The following is an 18,185-nucleotide window of genomic DNA, read 5'->3' as shown; positions in this document are numbered from 1 at the left end:
TCATGTCTATGGCTGGTCTGCGGCTAGTCTCCGTACAAGCGCGCCTCACCCTCAGGCCGGGTTTTGAAGCGCTTGTGCAGCCAGAAATACTGTTCGGGTGCCTGCCGTATGCGGGCTTCCAGTTCGGTATTCATGCGCAGGGCGTCGGCTACGGCATCGTCGCTGGGGAAGTTGGCCAGCGGGGCGTCGAGCACCAGTCGGTAGCCGTCGCGTTCGCGGTAGACAAAACAGGGCACCACGGCCGCGCCGCTGACGCGGGCCAGGCGTGACATGCCGGTGATGGTGGCGGCCTTGACGCCGAAGAAGGGCAGGAATTCAGCGTCGCGGGGGCCGTAGTCCTGGTCGGGCAGGTAATACAGCCGCAGGCCTTCGCGCAGGCCCTTGATCATGGGGCGCACACCTTCGGTACGCACCACCAGCCTGCCGCCAAAGCGGCCGCGCATGGCGGCCAGGCGGGCATCCAGGCCGGCATTGCTCTGGCGGGTATAGAGATCCATCATCGGCACATCGGCCGACAGCCGCAGTCCGCCTATCTCCAGCCCGACAAAATGGCCGGCGAACAGGATGACGGGTTGATCCTTGAGGGCGTCGAGGTGCTGCATGCCCTCGACCCGCACCAACTGGCGCAAGCGCTTGGCCGGGGCATACCAGCAGTAGCCGTATTCCAGCATGGCCGTGGCCATCAACTGGAAGTGGCGGCGCAGCAGTTGCGCACGCTCAATCTCTGAGAGATGGGGAAAGCACAGCTGCAGATTGGTGGCGCCGACGCGGCGACGGCGGCCGGCCACGCGGTAGAGCAGGCTGCCGAGCACTTTGCCCAGCAGGGCGACAGCGCGGAAGGGCAGCCAGTGCAGCAGCCAGAGGAAGGCGGAGAGTAACCAGATCATTGTTTGTCTTGTTCTGCGGCGGGTGGGGCGCCTGCCGGTTGTTTGTAGCGGTTGTAGCTCCACAGATACTGGCTGGGGGCCAGTCGTATCAGGGCTTCCACATTGGCATTAAGGATGGCGGCATCGTCCTGCCGGTCACCGGTGAACTCGCCTTGCATGGGCTGGATATGGACTTTATAGCCACGGCCCCAGTCCAGCCGCTCGGCAAAGAAGAACAGTACCGTGGCCCCGGTGGCCTGGGCCAGCCTGGGCAGTAGGGTCATGGTATAGGCAGGCTTGCCGAAAAATGGCGACCACACGCCTTCGCCGGCGCCGGGGGCCTGGTCGGGCAGGATGACGGTGGCCTCGCCGGACTTGAGGGCCTTCATCAACAGGCGTACGCCGGCCCCGGTGGCCGGTGCAGTGCGTGCATTGTCGCGTGCGCGGCCGGCCTGCATCAAGGGCTCCAGCCAGCGCAGCTTGGGCGGCCGGTACATGGCGGTGATGGGGAAGGGCAGCCGGTCGCTGACATATCGGCCGGCGATATCGAAGGCACCCAGGTGGGGGGTGACGAAAATCAGCGGCCGGCCGGCAGCCAGGGCGGCCTCGGCATGCTCCCAGCCCTGGCACTCGCGCACCAGCTGGCTGACGGCGTCGGCCGGCCTACCCCAGGCCGCCAGCAGCTCCAGCGCGCCCTTGCCATGCTGGGCAATACTATTGCGTAACAAGTCGTTATAATCGCCCAGGCCGGACTGACGCAGGTTGTCGGCCAGTTGGCGGTGATAGCGGCGATCCAACAGCCATGCCAGCCAGCCCAGGAGAATACCCGCCGCGTGGAGGACCAGCAGCGGGAAGCGGGCGAGGAACTTCAGTAGTAGAGTCAGCATCCACATCACATTTCAAATCTAATCCGCTTATTTTAGCGGGTTGCCCACTTCGCCGCCGATCTGGTGGCATAGCGACAAGAGGAAAAATCCATGCGCGAGTTCCTGTTCTCTTCCGAATCGGTTTCGGAAGGCCACCCTGACAAGGTTGCCGACCAGATTTCGGATGCTATCCTGGATGCCATCCTGGCCCAGGACAAGCACGCCCGTGTGGCCGCCGAGACCCTGGTGAATACCGGTCTGTGCGTGCTGGCAGGCGAGATCACTACCCATGCCAATGTCGATTACATCCAGGTGGCGCGCGAGACCATCAAGAAGATCGGTTACGACAGTTCTGATCTGGGTTTCGATTACAAAGGCTGCGCCGTGCTGGTGGCCTATGACAAGCAGTCGCCCGATATCGCCCAGGGGGTGAACGAGGGACAAGGCCTGGATCTGGACCAGGGTGCCGGTGACCAGGGCCTGATGTTCGGCTACGCCTGCGATGAGACGCCCACCCTGATGCCGGCTGCCATCTATATGGCCCATCGCCTGGTGCAGCGCCAGTCCGAACTGCGCAAGGATGGCCGTCTGCCGTGGCTGCGGCCGGATGCCAAGTCGCAGGTCACCCTGCGCTACGATGCCGATACCGGCCGTCCGGTGGGCATAGACACCATCGTGCTGTCGACCCAGCATCATCCCGATATCGCCTACGAGGTGCTGAAGGAGGCGGTGATCGAGGACATCATCAAGCCGGTGCTGCCGCCTGAGCTGATCAACGGTGATATCAAGTACTTCATCAACCCCACCGGCCGCTTTGTCATCGGTGGCCCGCAGGGTGACAGTGGCTTGACCGGCCGCAAGATCATCGTCGACACCTATGGCGGTGCTGCACCCCATGGTGGCGGTGCCTTCTCGGGCAAGGACCCCAGCAAGGTGGACAGGTCGGCTGCCTATATGGGCCGCTACATCGCCAAGAACATCGTGGCCGCCGGCATTGCCCGCCAATGCCAGGTGCAGGTGGCATACGCCATCGGTATCGCCAAACCGGTGTCCATCATGGTGGACACCTGGGAGACCGGCAAGATCAGCAACGAGAAGATCGTCGAACTGATCCAGCGCCATTTCGACCTGCGTCCCAAGGGCATCGTGCAGTCGCTGGACCTGCTGCGCCCCATCTACGGCAAGACCGCGGCCTATGGCCACTTTGGCCGCGAAGAGCCGGAGTTCAGCTGGGAAGCGACCGACAAGGCCGAGGCGCTGCGCGCCGACGCCGGTCTGTAATACGCTGATATATCGGCACCACACCCCAGCCAGCCTGGGGTGTTTTGTTTTATACTGCTGCCTTACCGGGGAGCGTTGCGAGATTGTCTGATCCCAGGCCCGGTACCTCAAAACTGCGCTCACCTGACCAACCCCCGTGCCGGGCACGGGATGCAAACAGGTGAGAACCGCATCCCGCATTACCCGGCCACATGCACAAGGAATACGCTGTGGCTGACTTTAACGACTATGTTATTGCCGATCTCTCCCTGGCCGATTGGGGCCGCAAGGAGATACGCATCGCCGAAACCGAAATGCCGGGCCTGATGGCCATCCGCGAGGAATTCGCCGCGGTTCAGCCGCTCAAGGGCGCCCGCATTACCGGTTCGCTGCACATGACCATCCAGACCGCCGTGCTGATCGAGACCCTGCAGGCACTGGGCGCCCAGGTGCGCTGGGCTTCGTGCAATATCTTCTCCACCCAGGATCATGCCGCCGCCGCCATTGCGGCCACCGGCACCCCTGTGTTCGCCGTCAAGGGCGAGTCGCTGGCCGATTACTGGGAATACACCCACCGCATCTTCGAGTGGGCGGATGGCGGTTACTCCAACATGATTCTGGACGATGGCGGCGATGCCACCGTGCTGCTGCACCTGGGCGCCCGCGCCGAGCAGGACGAGACCGTGCTGAGCAAGCCCGGCAGCGAGGAAGAAACCATCCTGTTCGCGGCCATCCGTGCCAAGCTCAAGACCGATCCGCACTGGTACTCGACCCGCCTGGGCAAGATCCAGGGCGTGACCGAGGAAACCACCACCGGCGTGCATCGCCTGTACCAGATGCACCAGCGTGGCGAGCTCAAGTTCCCCGCCATCAACGTCAACGACTCGGTGACCAAGTCCAAGTTTGACAACCTGTACGGCTGCCGCGAATCGCTGGTCGATGGCATCAAGCGCGCGACCGATGTCATGGTCGCTGGCAAGGTGGCCGTGGTGTGCGGCTACGGCGATGTGGGCAAGGGCTCGGCCCAGGCCTTGCGCGCCCTGTCGGCCCAGGTGTGGGTGACCGAGATCGACCCCATCTGCGCCTTGCAGGCCGCCATGGAAGGCTACCGCGTGGTGACCATGGATTACGCTGCCGACAAGGCCGATATCTTTGTGACCGCAACCGGCAACTACCACATCATTACCCATGACCACATGGCACGGATGAAGGATCAGGCCATCGTCTGCAATATCGGTCACTTCGATAACGAGATCGAAGTGGCGGCGCTGGAGAAGTACCAGTGGGAAGAGATCAAGCCGCAGGTGGACCATGTGATCTTCCCGGATGGCAAGCGCATCATCCTGCTGGCCAAGGGCCGCCTGGTGAACCTCGGTTGCGGCACGGGCCACCCCAGCTATGTGATGTCGTCCAGTTTTGCCAACCAGACCATCGCCCAGATTGAGCTGTACACCCGCCATAGCGACTACCCGGTGGGCGTCTATACCCTGCCCAAGCACCTGGACGAGAAGGTGGCTCGCCTGCAGCTGCGCAAGCTCAATGTGCAGCTGACCGAGTTGTCCGATGCGCAGGCCGCCTATATCGGCGTACAGAAGCAGGGCCCGTACAAGCCTGATCACTACCGCTATTGATCGCACCCTGCGCTGTACCGACGGTGCCGGCCCTGCCGTGTCACTGCCGCTGCGGCGCAGCCTGGGGTAGATTGCACCCTGGCGCCTGTATGACAAAACCCCGCCTGGTGCGGGGTTTTGTTTGACCAGGACTTGCAAGCTGATGAGGGAGCGATTGTGGACTTGAACATACCCGTACTGCAGACCGACCGCCTGGAGCTGGTGGCGCCGGATGAATCCCATCTGGATGTCTACGCCGCCATGTATGGCGACCCTGGGCTCATGGCCCATATCCGGGGTGGCCAGACATTTGACCGGGCGGGCAGCTGGAACAAGATCGCCCTGGCACTGGGGCATTTTCTGCTGCGCGGCTATGGACTGTGGTCGGTACGCGAGCGCGCCAGTGGCGAGATCGTGGGTCAGGCCGGGCTAATCAACCCGACTGGTTATCCGGCCATGGAGATCGGCTGGCTGATACACCGGGATTACTGGGGCCGTGGCTATGCCAGCGAAGCAGGCCAGGCGGCGCTGTCCTATGCGCTTGAGGTGGTGCAGGCGGCAAGGGTGGAGGCGCATATCGAGCCTGCTAACCTGGCCTCCCTGGCGGTTGCCCGCAAACTGGGTATGGCGGTGGATGGGCTGGCATCCAGCCCGACGATGACCATACTGGAGAAAACACGGTCTGCTGCATAAGAACATGCATCGAATTCATTAGCTGGCTTGTTTTACGGTGTTAGCATTCATTCAACGATTGCATTGATTGGGTATCTCCATGAGCCAGACCTTCAGTTTCGAATTTTTCCCGCCCAAGACCCCGGAAGGCGTGGAAAAACTGCGCAATACCCGACGCCAGCTGGCGCAGTTCAAGCCGGCCTTCTTTTCCGTCACCTTTGGTGCCGGCGGCACCACCCAGGAGGGCACGCTGGCTGCCGTGCGCGAGATACAGGCCGAGGGCTTTGCTGCTGCGCCGCACCTGTCCTGTGTCGGCGCTACCCGCGCCAATGTGGCCGAGCTGCTGCAGATCTACCGTCAGGAAAACATCGATCGTATTGTCGCGTTGCGGGGCGATATACCGAGCGGCATGGTGGAATTCGGTGAATTCCGTTACGCCAATGAACTGGTTGAATTCATCCGCCGCGAACACGGCGACTGGTTCCATATCGAGGTGGCGGCCTACCCCGAGTACCACCCACAGGCGCGTTCGGCCCATGATGATCTGGCCAATTTCGTGCGCAAGGCCCAGGCCGGGGCCAACTCGGCCATTACCCAGTATTTCTTCAACCCCGATGCCTACTTCGCCTTTGTCGACGAGGTGCGGGCTCGCGGCGTCACGATACCTATCGTGCCGGGTATCATGCCCATCAACAATTTCTCGCAGCTGGCCCGTTTCTCCGACAGCTGCGGGGCTGAGATACCGCGCTGGCTGCGGCTCAAGCTGCAGAGCTACGGCGATGACACGGCCTCCATCAAGGCGCTGGGCCTGGATGTGATCACCGACCTGTGCCGCAAGCTGCTGGAAGGCGGCGCACCCGGCCTGCACTTCTATACCCTCAATGCCGCCGGCAATGTTTCTACCATCTGGCAACGGCTGGGCCTGTAGCCCGCCCGGCGCCGCCGCCTGGCGTGAACACGCGAATAAGCTGCTAAGCTGAAGGTCTATGCAGCACCGTTCGACCGGTCAAGCATGCGCTTGGCCGGTTGGCGTTTATAATCGCTCGCTTATTCCAGAATTTCCTCGCTACATGCTCAAGTATCTCGGCCTCGACAGGCCTTTTTTGTTGCTCGCCAAAAAGCTGCTGTTCAGCGTGGTGCGTACCCACGTCATGTCTGACGGCTTGCAAAGCCTGGGCTTGTCGCCCGACAAGCCGGTGGTCTATGTGCTGCAGCGGCGCTTTCTCAGCAATATCCTGGTGCTGGACAAGGAAGTCAGCGCAGCGGGCCTGGCCTCGCCCCTGGCCGAGCTGACGCACCAGGGTGTGCGTGAGTCGCGGGCCTTCTTCTTTACCACCCGGGCCGAACGCTGGTTTGGCCGCAGCAGCAATGTCGGGTACTCGCCCAGGCTGGCCCGCCTGGTGCAGGCCGCGCGCAATCGCGCCGACTTCGATGTGCAACTGGTGCCGGTCAATATCTTGTGGGGCCGCACGCCCGACAAGGAAAGCTCGATCTGGAAGCTGATCTTCTCGGAAAGCTGGGCGCCTCGTGGCAGCCTGCTGCAGCTGTTCACCATCCTGCTGCATGGGCGCCAGACGCTGGTGCGTTTCGGTCAGCCCATCTCTTTGAAGGAACTGGTTTCCGACACCGAGGACGAGGAGCGTGCCCTGCGCAAGATCGCGCGGGTGTTCCGGGTGCATTTCCGGCAACAGCGGGAAATGGCCATCGGCCCCGATCTATCGCATCGCCGCACGCAGGTTGAAGGCTTGCTGGAGACCGAGTCGGTGCGGGCCGCCATTGCCGCCCTGGCCGCCGAGCAGGGGGGCGGGGCGAGCGCCATGCTCAAGGCCGAAGAGAAGGCCCGCCACTACGCCTGGGAGATTGCGGCCGACTATAGCTACCCGGTGGTGCGGGTATTCCACCGCTTCCTCACCTGGGTGTGGACGCGCCTGTACGATGGCGTTGAGCTGAGCAATTTCGATACGGTGACCGGCGTCGCGCCGGACCACGAAATCGTCTATGTGCCTTGCCATCGCAGCCATATCGATTACCTGCTGCTGAGCTATATCGTTTACCAGCAGGGCTTGATGATTCCGCACATCGCGGCGGGTGCCAACCTCAACCTGCCCATCGTCGGCGGCATACTGCGGCGCGGCGGGGCCTTCTTCCTGCGGCGCTCGTTCAAGGGTAATCCGCTGTACGGTGCGGTGTTCAACGAATACCTGCATATGGTGATTGCCCGTGGCAATCCCATCGAATACTTCGTCGAAGGCGGACGCAGCCGTACCGGACGGCTGTTGCAGCCGCGCCCCGGCATGCTGGCCATGACGGTGCAGAGCTTCTTGCGTGACTCCAACCGGCCCATCGTTTTCATCCCGGTGTATATCGGCTACGAAAAGCTGTTTGAAGGGCGAAGCTATGTGGGCGAACTGATGGGCAAGCCCAAGCAGAAGGAATCGCTGTTCAGCCTGCTGATGAGCGTGCGCGAGCTGAAGAAGAACTTCGGCAAGGTGCATGTGAATTTTGGCGAGCCCATCAAGCTGGCTGAAGTACTGGGGCAGTCCCACCCTGAGTGGCGCAATGAACCGCCGCTGGAGGATAACCGGCCAGCCTGGTTTACCCAGGGCATACGCCAGTTGGGCCAGCGTATCGCCGATGGCCTCAATAGTGCTGCCGTGGCCAACCCGGTCAACCTGGTCAGCCTGGCCCTGCTGGCCACACCGCGCCATGCCATGGATGAGGATCAACTGGTGGCCCAGCTGGATGGCTACCGCCGCCTGCTGTCTGCCGTGCCCTATGCTGCCCGTTCGCAGCTGACCGCCATGGATGGCCGCGCCATGGTGGACCACTGCGAGAAGCTGCGCCTGATACAGCGCCATCCCCATGCCCTGGGTGATGTCATGCACTTCTACCCGGAAGACGCGGTGCTGTGCAGTTATATGCGTAACAATGTGCTGCATTGCGTGGCGCTGCCGGGCCTGATTGCCTGCCTGTTCTCACGCAATGCCAGCCTGAGCCGCGAGCAACTGGCCAACCTGACCCGTACCGTCTACCCCTTCCTGCGGGCCGAGCTCTACCTACGCTGGCAGCCGGATGAACTGGAGGCGGCGCTGGATAGTTATCTGGCAGCGCTGGTGGAGATGGGCTGGCTGTCCAGCAGCCCTGGGCGCGAGGGTATCTTCCATGCACCCAACCTCAATAGCGATGAGTATGCCCAACTGGCCTTGCTGGGCCAGGCGGTCAGGCCGGCGCTGGTGCGCTATTTCATCTCGCTGTCGGTGCTGACCCAGCAGGGCAGTGGCGTGGTCAGCACGGATGAACTGGAAGGCCTGTGCCACCTGCTGGCCCAGCGGCTGAGCCTGCTGCGCGAGTTCAATGCGCCGGAGTTCTTCGACCGGGCCATCTTCCGTACCTTTATCACGACGCTGAAGCAGGCAGGCCTGGCGGCCGAGGACGAGGCCGGCAAGCTGACCTTCAATGGCGCGGTCCGTTCGGCTGCTGCCGAATCACGCTATGTGCTGTCGCCGGACGTGCGCCAAAGCGTGCTGCACCTGACCCGGCTGGACCGCCCCACGGTGGAACAGGCCTTGGCCAGGTTGGCCAGCAAGACCTGATACCTAGGACCAGCGCAACAAAAAGAGACGCACGAGCGTCTCTTTTTGTTGGGTCCAGAAGGTGGGGGAGGCCGCTGCCTGAGCTGCTCGGCGGCGCCGCATCCCAGCGCGCCCGGCTGTCAGCCTTGCAAGTATCGACCCGGCCATGCTGGCGATGGCCTGCCCTCAGAATTTCTCGAATGGCCCCAGATAGCGCCATTGACCCATGGGCAGGTCAGACAGTGGGATGCGCCCTATGCGTATGCGCTTGAGGCCGATGACCTTGAGCCCCACCAGTTCGCACATGCGGCGTATCTGCCGCTTCTTGCCCTCGCGCAGTACAAAGCGCAGCTGATGCTCGTTCTGCCAGCTGACCTTGGCCGGCCGCAAAGCCTGGCCATCCAGGCTCAGGCCGTGGTTGAGCAGCTTCATGCCGGCCTCATCGAGCTGGCCTTCCACCCGCACCAGGTATTCTTTTTCCACCTTGGTATCGTCGCCTATCAGGGCCTTGGCCACGCGGCCGTCCTGGGTCAGCACCAGCATGCCGGTGGAGTCGATATCGAGGCGGCCTGCCGGTGCCAGTCCGTTGAGGTGGCGGCGCGAAAACTCGATGCCGGAGCGGTCGCCCACATAGCGGTTCTCCGGGGTGATCAACAGCGAGGCGGGCTTGTAGCCTTGTTCGGCCTGGGCCGAGACAAAGCCTATCGGTTTGTTCAGCAGTATGGTGACGCGCTGGGTCTGTGCCAGGGCGGCGCGCTTGTCCAGCTCGATACGCTGGGTGGGCAGCACCCGGCTGCCGAGCACATCAACCACGATGCCATCGACCTTGACCCAGCCGCGTTCGATGTAATCGTCCGCTTCGCGCCGCGAGCACAAGCCCAGTTCGGCCATGCGTTTGGATAGGCGTAGGGTTTCCTGCGCGTCGGTCATGATGGTGTTCCCTGCACTAAAACCCTATTTTAACCCCTGCTGCGGTGACTGCCCAAGGAAGCAGGCGAATATGTCGCCGCCTGCGGCAGCATGGCCCAGCGGCTTGCGGTGGCCACAGCGTGGATGGCAGCACGATATTCCCGCCATCACAGGGTAAAATGCCGCCATGGAAAGCTCTGATGATTTGGAATACCAACGCCGTTTCGGCGGCATTGCCCGGCTGTATGGCGCTGCGGGCCTGGCACGTTTCGAGGCGGCGCATGTTTGCGTCATCGGCATCGGTGGGGTGGGCTCCTGGGCCGCCGAGGCGCTGGCGCGCAGTGCGATAGGGCGCCTGACCCTGATAGACCTGGATCATATCGCGCCTTCCAATGTGAACCGCCAGCTGCATGCACTCAGCAGCACCCTGGGGCAAGCCAAGGTCGAGGCCATGCGCGAGCGCATTGCCGAGATCAACCCGCGTGCCGTGGTGGAGGTGGTGGATGACTTTCTGACGGCCGACAATCTGGCCAGCCTGATTGCACCGGGGCGCTTTGACTACGTGGTCGACTGCATGGACCAGTTGCGGGTCAAGGTGGCACTGGTTGTGCATTGCAAGCGGCACAAGATACCGTTGGTGGTGTCGGGCGGGGCCGGTGGGCGCCTGGATGCCAGCCGGGTGGCTATTGCCGATATCGCCCAGACCAGCGGCGATGCCTTGCTGTCCAAGGTGCGTGCCGAACTGCGCCGCAACCATGGCTATCCGCGCGAGGGCAAGAAGTTCGGAGTGGAGGCGGTGTACTCCACCGAGCCCATCATCCGGCCCAAGGCCGAGGCTTGCGAACCGGTCTCCGGCGGGCTTAGCTGTGCGGGTTATGGCTCGGCCGTGGCGGTGACGGCCAGCTTTGGCATGACCATGGCAGGACGCGCTTTGGTAAAGTTGGCGAACCTGGCTTGAGCTTGACTGTCATAGCCCATGCTATGATCGCGAATATTCTTGCTACGCCATTGTCATGCAGTTTCTCTACCTGATACGCCCTACACGAACCGACATGCTGCGCACCGGCCTCATCGAGGCCGAGTCCGCTGCCATGTCCGCGCACTTTGCCTATCTGCAGTCGGCCCAGGCCGAAGGCCGCTTGATACTGGCTGGCCGTACCCTGGAGGCGGATGAACGCGGTTTCGGTATTGCGATCTATAACGCCGCTGATGCTATCGAGGCAGCGGACTTTGCCCGCCACGACCCTGCTGTTGCGGCAGGCGTGGTACAGGCCGAGGTCTACCCTTACCGGGTGGCGCTGATCAGCGCCGAGAATGTGGAGGCAGGGGCATGAAGCGCTATCTGATCCTGGCATTGCTGGCCATGCCGGCCATGGCCGATATCTACAAGCATGTCGATGCCGAGGGCCGCATCACCTATTCGAACGTGCCCATCAAGGGCGCCAAGAAGCTGGACCTGGGCCCCATACCGCTTGGCGTGCCGGCACCGCGCAGCAGTGGCGGTGGCAAGTCCAGCGGCGGCAGCAATGCCCGCCAGCCTACCCCGGCCAGCTTCCCCCGCGTGGATGCCGCCACCCAGCATAGCCGCGACCAGACCAAGTTGCAGATACTGCAGGACGAACTGGGCAACGAGCAGCGCTTGCTGGCCCAGGCCAAGCAAAAGGCGGCCGCCGCACCAGCGGACACCAAGCAACGCGACAATGTGCTGATGCACGAAAAAAATATCGAAACCCTGCACAAGGAAATAGCCAGGGTGAAGTAGACAGCGGCCTGCGGGCCGCTTTTTCATGGGCGGCATCCGGACGCCAGCCACGAGCCCTGCCCCGCATTGGGGCGATTCCCGATAGCCTGCCTGTTTATGCACTAAAATGGTGCGATGACCTGCCCATTTTTTGTGCCTGGACGGCGCCCGCCGGTGGTTTGCCAGCTGATTTTAGGTAGGTCGTTGATTTCATTGATTCTTTGCAATGGCCTGGGGCGTGGCCCGGTAATTGCTAAGACCAAACCAATGCTTAGCTGAATGACGCCATGTCCCACCCTGCCTTCCTAGGCCTGGAGTTGCTGGAAACCGCCGTGATGGTGCTGGATACCGCCCGTACGGTGCGTTACCTCAATCCCGCTGCCGAAACCCTGTTCGAGCTACCGGCGCGCGAGACGGTGGGGCGGCCGCTGTCGGCTTGTTTTTCGGAGCCGGCCGAGATACTGGCGGCGCTGGATGCAGCCGAGAAGCAGAATGCCAGCGTGACCGAGCATGATGTGGCACTGGCCGTCAGGCTGACCAATACCATCCATGTGGCGTTTACCGTGCGCGAGGTGGAGTCGCCCGCCTATACAGTGCTGGAGTTCCGCCAGACCGACCAGCAGCGGCGGATAGCCAATGAGGAGCGGCTGGCGGCACAGCAGCAGGCGAATCGGCAGCTGATACGCAACCTGGCGCACGAGATCAAGAACCCGCTCGGTGGCATACGGGGGGCGGCGCAATTGCTGCGCAAGGAGCTGCCTGACCCGGCCCTGCATGAATACACCAAGGTGATCACCGACGAGGCAGACCGGCTGCAAGGACTGCTGGACAGGTTGTTGACGCCACACCGCTTGCCCCAGCTGGGCGAGTTGAATATCCACGAGGTGCTGGAGCGGGTGCGCAGCGTGTTGCTGGCGGAGTATCCCAATGGCCTGGCCGTGCGGCGTGATTACGATACCAGCGTGCCGGACCTGTATGGCGACAAGGAGCAGCTGATACAGGCTGTGCTCAATATCGTGCGCAATGCGGCCCAGGCCATGCATGGCGCTGGCCAGATCGTACTGAAGACCCGTATTGCCCGGCAGGTGACGCTGAACCGGCGGCGCTTCCCCCTGGGATTGACGCTGGAGATCATCGACAACGGCCCCGGCATACCCGAGCACATACGCGAGACGATTTTCTACCCGCTGGTTTCGGCCCGTCCCGGTGGCACCGGCATAGGCCTGCATCTGGCGCACACCTTTATCCAACAGCACAACGGCACCATCGATTTCGAATCGCAGCCCGGCCGTACCTGCTTTACGCTGACCTTGCCCTTGAACGGCTGGACCCCGCTGGATGCCAGCAAATAACAAGATGACTGCTACATGAAACCTGTCTGGATCATTGATGACGACCGTTCCATCCGCTGGGTGTTCGAGAAGGCACTGGGCCGCGAGGGCATCGCCTTTCACAGCTATGCCTCCGCCAGCGAGGCGGTCGATGCACTGCGGCGCGAAACCCCCTCGGTGGTGGTCAGCGATATCCGCATGCCTGGCGAGTCGGGGCTGGATTTGCTGGCCCAGCTGAAGGAGCGCTTTCCTCGCCTGCCTGTCATCATCATGACGGCCCATTCCGATCTGGAAAGCGCGGTGGCGGCGTTCCAGGGCGGGGCATTTGAATACCTGCCCAAGCCGTTTGATGTGGACCACGCGGTGGAGCTGATACGCCGGGCCATGGACGAAAGCCTGAAGCAGGAGGTGGTCGATGCCCCGCTGGAGGAAACCCCGGAAATCCTGGGGCAGGCGCCGGCCATGCAGGAGGTGTTCCGCGCCATAGGCCGCTTGAGCCAGTCGGCCGCGACCGTGCTGATCACCGGGGAGTCGGGCGCCGGCAAGGAGCTGGTGGCGCGAGCCCTGCATCGCCATAGCCCCCGCGCCAGCAAGACCTTTGTGGCCATCAATACGGCGGCCATCCCCAAGGATCTGCTGGAAAGCGAGCTGTTCGGCCACGAGCGCGGTGCCTTTACCGGCGCTCAGGCTCAGCGCACAGGCCGGTTCGAGCAGGCCGAGGGGGGCACGCTGTTCCTCGATGAAATCGGCGATATGCCGCCCGAGCTGCAGACCCGGCTGCTACGGGTGCTGTCGGACGGTTATTTCTACCGTGTGGGCGGGCATGCGCCCATCAAGGCCAATGTGCGGGTGATAGCCGCTACCCACCAGGCGCTGGAAGAGCGGGTCAAGGCCAATCTGTTCCGCGAGGATCTGTTCCATCGCCTCAATGTGATACGGCTGCGCCTGCCGGCCTTGCGCGAGCGGCGCGAGGACATACCGCTGCTGGCCAGGCATTTTCTGGCCAAGTCGGCACGCGAGCTGGGGGCCGAGGTCAAGCGCCTGACCGAGGATGCCATGCGCCTGCTGGCCGGGTTTGATTTCCCCGGCAATGTGCGGCAACTGGAGAACCTCTGCCACTGGATTACCGTGATGGCTCCCGGCCAGGCGGTGGGGGTGAATGACTTGCCGCCCGAACTCAAGGGTGAGGGGGCTAGTGGCGGCGGCTTGGGCGATTGGGTGACGCTGCTGGCTGCTGAGGCAGATCGCCGCCTGCGAGCCGGCGAGCGGGGGTTTATCGACGACCTGACCCAGCTGTTCGAGCGCACCCTGATACTGCGGGCGCTGGCGGCGACCGGCGGCAAGCGCATCGAGGCGGCCGAAAGGCTGGGGCTGGGGCGCAATACCCTGACCCGAAAAATCCAGGAATTGGGGCTGGAGCGCGAAATAGGCGGCGAATGACCACGGGGTGCTGATAACAAAGCATGAACAAAGGCGCATGAGGGTATGCGCCTTTTGTCTTTTGGCGGGCATCTGCATGAATGGTATTCATATGCTTAGCACCCTTTGGCCGTCGGGAGCATGCACCCGGCGTGCTAGAATTTGCGCCTTTCCCTCGCAATATCAAACGCTTCCATGACCTCACGCCGCACCCAGCTGACCGACCTGTTGCAACAACGCATCCTGATACTGGATGGCGGCATGGGGACCATGATACAGCGTCATCTACTGGACGAAAGAGGCTACCGGGGCACCCGGTTTGCCGAATGGCCCAGTGACCTCAAGGGCAATAATGACCTGCTGACGATTACCCGCCCCGACATCATAGGTGGCATCCACCAGGCCTATCTGGATGCTGGCGCCGATATCATCGAGACCAACAGCTTCAACGCCACCAGCATCGCCATGGCCGATTACGACATGCAGTCGCTGGTGCATGAACTGAACTTCGAGGCGGCCAGGCTAGTAAAGGAATTGTGCCTGGCGCAGACGGCCCGCACGCCAGAGAAGCCGCGCTTCTGTGCCGGGGTGCTGGGTCCGACCAATCGTACCTGCTCCATCAGCCCAGATGTGAACGACCCTGGCTATCGCAATGTCACTTTCGATGCCCTGGTCGAAAGCTATACCGAGGCCATCGATGGCCTGGTGCTGGGGGGAGCCGACCTGCTGCTGGTCGAGACGGTGTTCGACACCCTCAACGCCAAGGCGGCGGTGTTTGCCATCCACCAATACTTTGATGAGCGCCCCGGCGTGGAGCGGCTGCCCATCATGGTATCGGGCACCATTACCGACCAGTCTGGCCGCACCCTGACCGGCCAGACCACGGAAGCCTTCTATAACTCCCTGCGCCACGCCGATGCTATCAGCTATGGCTTGAACTGCGCGCTGGGGCCGGACCTGCTGCGCCCCTATGTGGAAGAGATCGCCCGGGTGGCCGAGAGCTTTGTCTCGGTGCATGCCAATGCCGGCCTGCCCAACGAGTTCGGCGGCTATGACCTGTCGCCCGAGGTGATGGCGGTGCAGGTAAAGGAGTGGGCCGAATCGGGCCTGGTCAATATCGTCGGTGGTTGCTGCGGCACCACGCCTGAGCATATTGCCGCCATCGCCCAGGCTGTATCGCAGGTCGCACCGCGACCGCTGCCCGAGATCGAAGCCAAGGCCAGGCTGTCCGGCCTGGAGCCTTTCAATATCGGCGACGGCGATCTGTTCGTGAACGTAGGCGAGCGTACCAACGTCACCGGTTCGCGCGCTTTTGCCAAGCTGATCCTGGCTGGCGACTATCCGGCTGCGCTGGAGGTGGCACGCCAGCAGGTGGTGAATGGCGCCCAGGTCATCGATATCAATATGGACGAAGGCATGCTGGATGCCGAGAAGGCCATGGTGACCTTTCTCAACCTGATTGCGTCCGAGCCTGATATCAGCCGGGTGCCCATCATGATCGACTCGTCCAAGTGGACGGTGATCGAGGCAGGCCTCAAGTGCATACAGGGCAAGGGCATCGTCAACTCCATCTCGCTGAAGGAAGGCTACGAGGAGTTCATCAAGCACGCCCGCCTGGTCAAGCGCTATGGCGCAGCCGTGATTGTGATGGCCTTTGACGAAGCCGGCCAGGCCGATACCTATGCCCGCAAGGTGGAGATCTGCGAGCGTAGCTACCGTGTGCTGGTGGACGAGGTCGGGTTTGATCCGGCCGACATTATCTTCGACCCCAATATCTTTGCCGTGGCCACGGGCATAGAAGAGCATGCCAAGTACGGGCTGGACTTCATCGAGGCGACCGGCTGGATCAAGCAGAATTTACCGCATGCCAAGATATCGGGCGGCGTCTCCAATGTGTCGTTCAGCTTCCGTGGCAACAACAAGGTGCGCGAGGCCATTCACGCGGTATTCCTCTATCACGCCATCCAGCGTGGCATGACCATGGGCATCGTCAATGCAGGTGCGCTGGAGGTGTATGAGGAAGTGCCGGCGGAACTGCGCGAGGCCATTGAGGATGTGGTGCTGAATCGCCAGGCCCAAGATGGTGGCGACACCACAGAGAAGCTGATCGCCCTGGCCGAACGCTTCAAGGGCGATGCGGCCCAGGCCCAGGGCGAAGACCTGGCCTGGCGTAACGGCAGCCTGCAGGATCGCATCACCCATGCCTTGGTCAAGGGCATCACCACTTACATTGTCGAGGACACCGAAGAGGCGCGCTTGAGCCTGCCACGGCCCATCAATGTGATTGAAGGCCCCTTGATGAATGGCATGAACCATGTGGGCGACCTGTTTGGCTCGGGCAAGATGTTCCTGCCCCAGGTGGTCAAGTCGGCCCGGGTCATGAAGGCGGCGGTTGCCTATCTGGAGCCGTTCATCGAGGAAGAGAAGCGGCGCCTGGGCATATCGGATTCGTCGGCCAAGGGCCGTATCGTGATGGCCACGGTCAAGGGTGATGTGCACGATATCGGCAAGAACATCGTGGGCGTGGTGCTGCGCTGTAACAACTACGAGGTGATAGACCTTGGGGTCATGGTGCCGGCGCAGAAGATATTGGATACCGCTCGGGAGGTGAAGGCTGACATCATCGGCCTGTCCGGCCTGATCACCCCTTCGCTGGAGGAAATGGCCCACATGGCCAAGGAGATGGCGCGCCAGGGCTTTGATATCCCGCTGCTGATAGGTGGCGCCACTACCTCCAAGGTGCATACCGCCGTCAAGATATCCCCCAACTATGGCCACCCGGTGGTCTACGTGCCCGATGCCAGCCGCGCCGTGGGCGTTTGCTCCAACCTGCTGTCGGAAGACCTCAGCGCACCCTTTGTGCAGAAGGTGGCGGAAGAGTACGACAATATCCGTACCATCCATGCCAACAAGGGCAAACTGGATCTGCTCAAGCTGGCCGATGCCCGCGCCAATGCCTTTGCGGTGGACTGGGCTGCCTATACCCCGCCCCGTCCTCGTCAGTTGGGGGTGATGCGGTTCGAGCACTACCCGCTGGCCGAGATTGCCGAGTACATAGACTGGAGCCCCTTCTTCAATGCCTGGGAGCTGTTTGGCAAGTACCCGCGCATCCTGGAGGACGAGGTGGTCGGGGAGTCGGCGCGCAGCCTGTTTGCCGAGGGCCAGGCCATGCTGGCGCAGATGATAGCGGGCGACTGGGTGCAGGCGAACGGCGTGATCGGCTTGTACCCGGCCAATAGCGTGGGTGACGATATCGAGTTGTATGACCCTGCCAGCGGCGACAAGCTGATGACCATGCATTGCCTGCGCCAGCAGAACCGCAAGGCGGAAGGCAAGCCTAACTGGTGCCTGTCCGACTTCGTGGCGCCCAAGGCCAGCGGCAAGGCGGATTACGTGGGCTTGTTTGCCGTTACCGCCGGACTCAACATCGATCCCCATGTGAAGCGCTTTGAGGATGCCAACGACGATTACAGCGCCATTATGGTCAAGGCGCTGGCCGACCGCCTGGCCGAGGCCTTTGCCGAGCTGATGCATACCAAGGTGCGGCGCGAGCTGTGGGGCTATGCCGAGGGCGAGCAACTGGACAACGAGGCCATGATAGAAGAGCGCTACCAGGGCATACGCCCGGCGCCCGGCTACCCGGCCTGCCCCGATCACACCACCAAGACCGACCTGTTCCGCCTGTTGGGCGCCGAAGGCATAGGCATGGAGCTGACCGAGGGTTATGCCATGTTGCCCACCGCCGCAGTCAGCGGGCTGTATTTCAGCCATCCCCAGTCGCAGTACTTTGCCGTGGGCAAGCTGGAGAAAGACCAGGTCGAGGATTACGCCGCACGCCGTGGCGTCAGGGTGGAGCAGGCCGAGCGCGATCTGGCGCCTAACCTGGGGTACAACGCCTAGGCGGCACCCGGTGGTTGTGCACCACATGCCTATCCAGAT

At 62.5% G+C, this 18,185-nt stretch carries 14 protein-coding genes and 1 riboswitch; of the genes, 11 read left to right on the top strand and 3 right to left on the bottom strand.

Annotated features, from left to right (window positions below; genetic code table 11):
- Window positions 1-23: 23 nt before the first annotated feature.
- Both V7714_RS08185 and V7714_RS08180 read right to left on the bottom strand, forming a co-directional pair.
- Entirely contained in the window at window positions 24-887 is an 864-nt protein-coding gene (locus V7714_RS08185) for a lysophospholipid acyltransferase family protein (RefSeq protein ID WP_335709276.1), read from the bottom strand.
- Entirely contained in the window at window positions 884-1,753 is an 870-nt protein-coding gene (locus tag V7714_RS08180) for a lysophospholipid acyltransferase family protein (RefSeq protein WP_335709275.1), read from the bottom strand. Before V7714_RS08180 ends, V7714_RS08185 begins: the two co-directional genes overlap by 4 nt.
- Before the next feature lie 90 nt (window positions 1,754-1,843).
- Here V7714_RS08180 and metK point away from each other — a divergent pair, with 90 nt between their 5' ends.
- The 5 genes from metK to plsB all read left to right on the top strand — a co-directional run bounded on the left by metK (window position 1,844) and on the right by plsB (window position 8,867).
- Complete coding sequence (gene metK, locus V7714_RS08175) at window positions 1,844-3,013, top strand: methionine adenosyltransferase (RefSeq protein ID WP_335709274.1); 1,170 nt, start codon at window positions 1,844-1,846, stop codon at window positions 3,011-3,013.
- Window positions 3,014-3,074: 61 nt separating this feature from the next.
- Window positions 3,075-3,141, top strand: a riboswitch (S-adenosyl-L-homocysteine riboswitch).
- A gap of 63 nt (window positions 3,142-3,204) precedes the next feature.
- Entirely contained in the window at window positions 3,205-4,623 is a 1,419-nt protein-coding gene (ahcY, locus tag V7714_RS08170; RefSeq protein ID WP_308446981.1) for an adenosylhomocysteinase, read from the top strand.
- A gap of 162 nt (window positions 4,624-4,785) precedes the next feature.
- A complete protein-coding gene (locus tag V7714_RS08165; protein ID WP_335709273.1) occupies window positions 4,786-5,295 on the top strand; it encodes a GNAT family N-acetyltransferase in 510 nt (169 codons plus the stop codon).
- 79 nt (window positions 5,296-5,374) lie between these two features.
- The gene (metF, locus tag V7714_RS08160) at window positions 5,375-6,202 is read left to right on the top strand and encodes a methylenetetrahydrofolate reductase [NAD(P)H] (RefSeq protein ID WP_335709272.1); all 828 of its coding nucleotides are present in this window, start codon (window positions 5,375-5,377) and stop codon (window positions 6,200-6,202) included.
- Window positions 6,203-6,344: 142 nt separating this feature from the next.
- Window positions 6,345-8,867, top strand: a complete 2,523-nt coding sequence (plsB, locus tag V7714_RS08155; protein WP_335709271.1) for a glycerol-3-phosphate 1-O-acyltransferase PlsB — start codon at window positions 6,345-6,347, stop codon at window positions 8,865-8,867.
- A gap of 165 nt (window positions 8,868-9,032) precedes the next feature.
- On the opposite strand, the gene V7714_RS08150 is transcribed toward plsB, so the two are convergent.
- Window positions 9,033-9,776 carry a pseudouridine synthase gene (locus V7714_RS08150; protein WP_284195216.1) on the bottom strand — a complete coding sequence of 248 codons (744 nt, stop codon included), beginning with the start codon at window positions 9,774-9,776 and terminating at the stop codon, window positions 9,033-9,035.
- A 166-nt stretch (window positions 9,777-9,942) separates the two neighbouring features.
- Between V7714_RS08150 and V7714_RS08145 the strand changes: the two genes are divergently transcribed.
- The 6 genes from V7714_RS08145 to metH all read left to right on the top strand — a co-directional run bounded on the left by V7714_RS08145 (window position 9,943) and on the right by metH (window position 18,146).
- A complete protein-coding gene (locus V7714_RS08145; protein ID WP_335709270.1) occupies window positions 9,943-10,713 on the top strand; it encodes a tRNA threonylcarbamoyladenosine dehydratase in 771 nt (256 codons plus the stop codon).
- Between the two features lie 55 nt (window positions 10,714-10,768).
- The gene (locus V7714_RS08140) at window positions 10,769-11,089 is read left to right on the top strand and encodes a YciI family protein (protein WP_335709269.1); all 321 of its coding nucleotides are present in this window, start codon (window positions 10,769-10,771) and stop codon (window positions 11,087-11,089) included.
- Window positions 11,086-11,517 carry a DUF4124 domain-containing protein gene (locus V7714_RS08135; RefSeq protein ID WP_335709268.1) on the top strand — a complete coding sequence of 144 codons (432 nt, stop codon included), beginning with the start codon at window positions 11,086-11,088 and terminating at the stop codon, window positions 11,515-11,517. Before V7714_RS08140 ends, V7714_RS08135 begins: the two co-directional genes overlap by 4 nt.
- A gap of 266 nt (window positions 11,518-11,783) precedes the next feature.
- Window positions 11,784-12,848: a nitrogen regulation protein NR(II) gene (gene glnL / locus V7714_RS08130; protein WP_335709267.1), complete on the top strand. Its 1,065-nt coding sequence runs from the start codon at window positions 11,784-11,786 to the stop codon at window positions 12,846-12,848.
- 15 nt (window positions 12,849-12,863) lie between these two features.
- A complete protein-coding gene (ntrC, locus tag V7714_RS08125) occupies window positions 12,864-14,267 on the top strand; it encodes a nitrogen regulation protein NR(I) (RefSeq protein ID WP_335709266.1) in 1,404 nt (467 codons plus the stop codon).
- A gap of 174 nt (window positions 14,268-14,441) precedes the next feature.
- Window positions 14,442-18,146 (top strand): methionine synthase, encoded by a 3,705-nt coding sequence (gene metH, locus V7714_RS08120; RefSeq protein WP_335709265.1) that lies wholly within the window; start codon window positions 14,442-14,444, stop codon window positions 18,144-18,146.
- The last annotated feature ends 39 nt before the right edge of the window (window positions 18,147-18,185 follow it).

It is taken from the genome of Chitinimonas sp. JJ19 (genome assembly GCF_036961565.1).
In the GTDB taxonomy this organism is placed as follows: domain Bacteria; phylum Pseudomonadota; class Gammaproteobacteria; order Burkholderiales; family Chitinimonadaceae; genus Chitinimonas.
The sequence above is the reverse complement of the archived record's forward strand: the minus strand, read 5'-3'. Positions and strand labels throughout refer to the sequence as shown.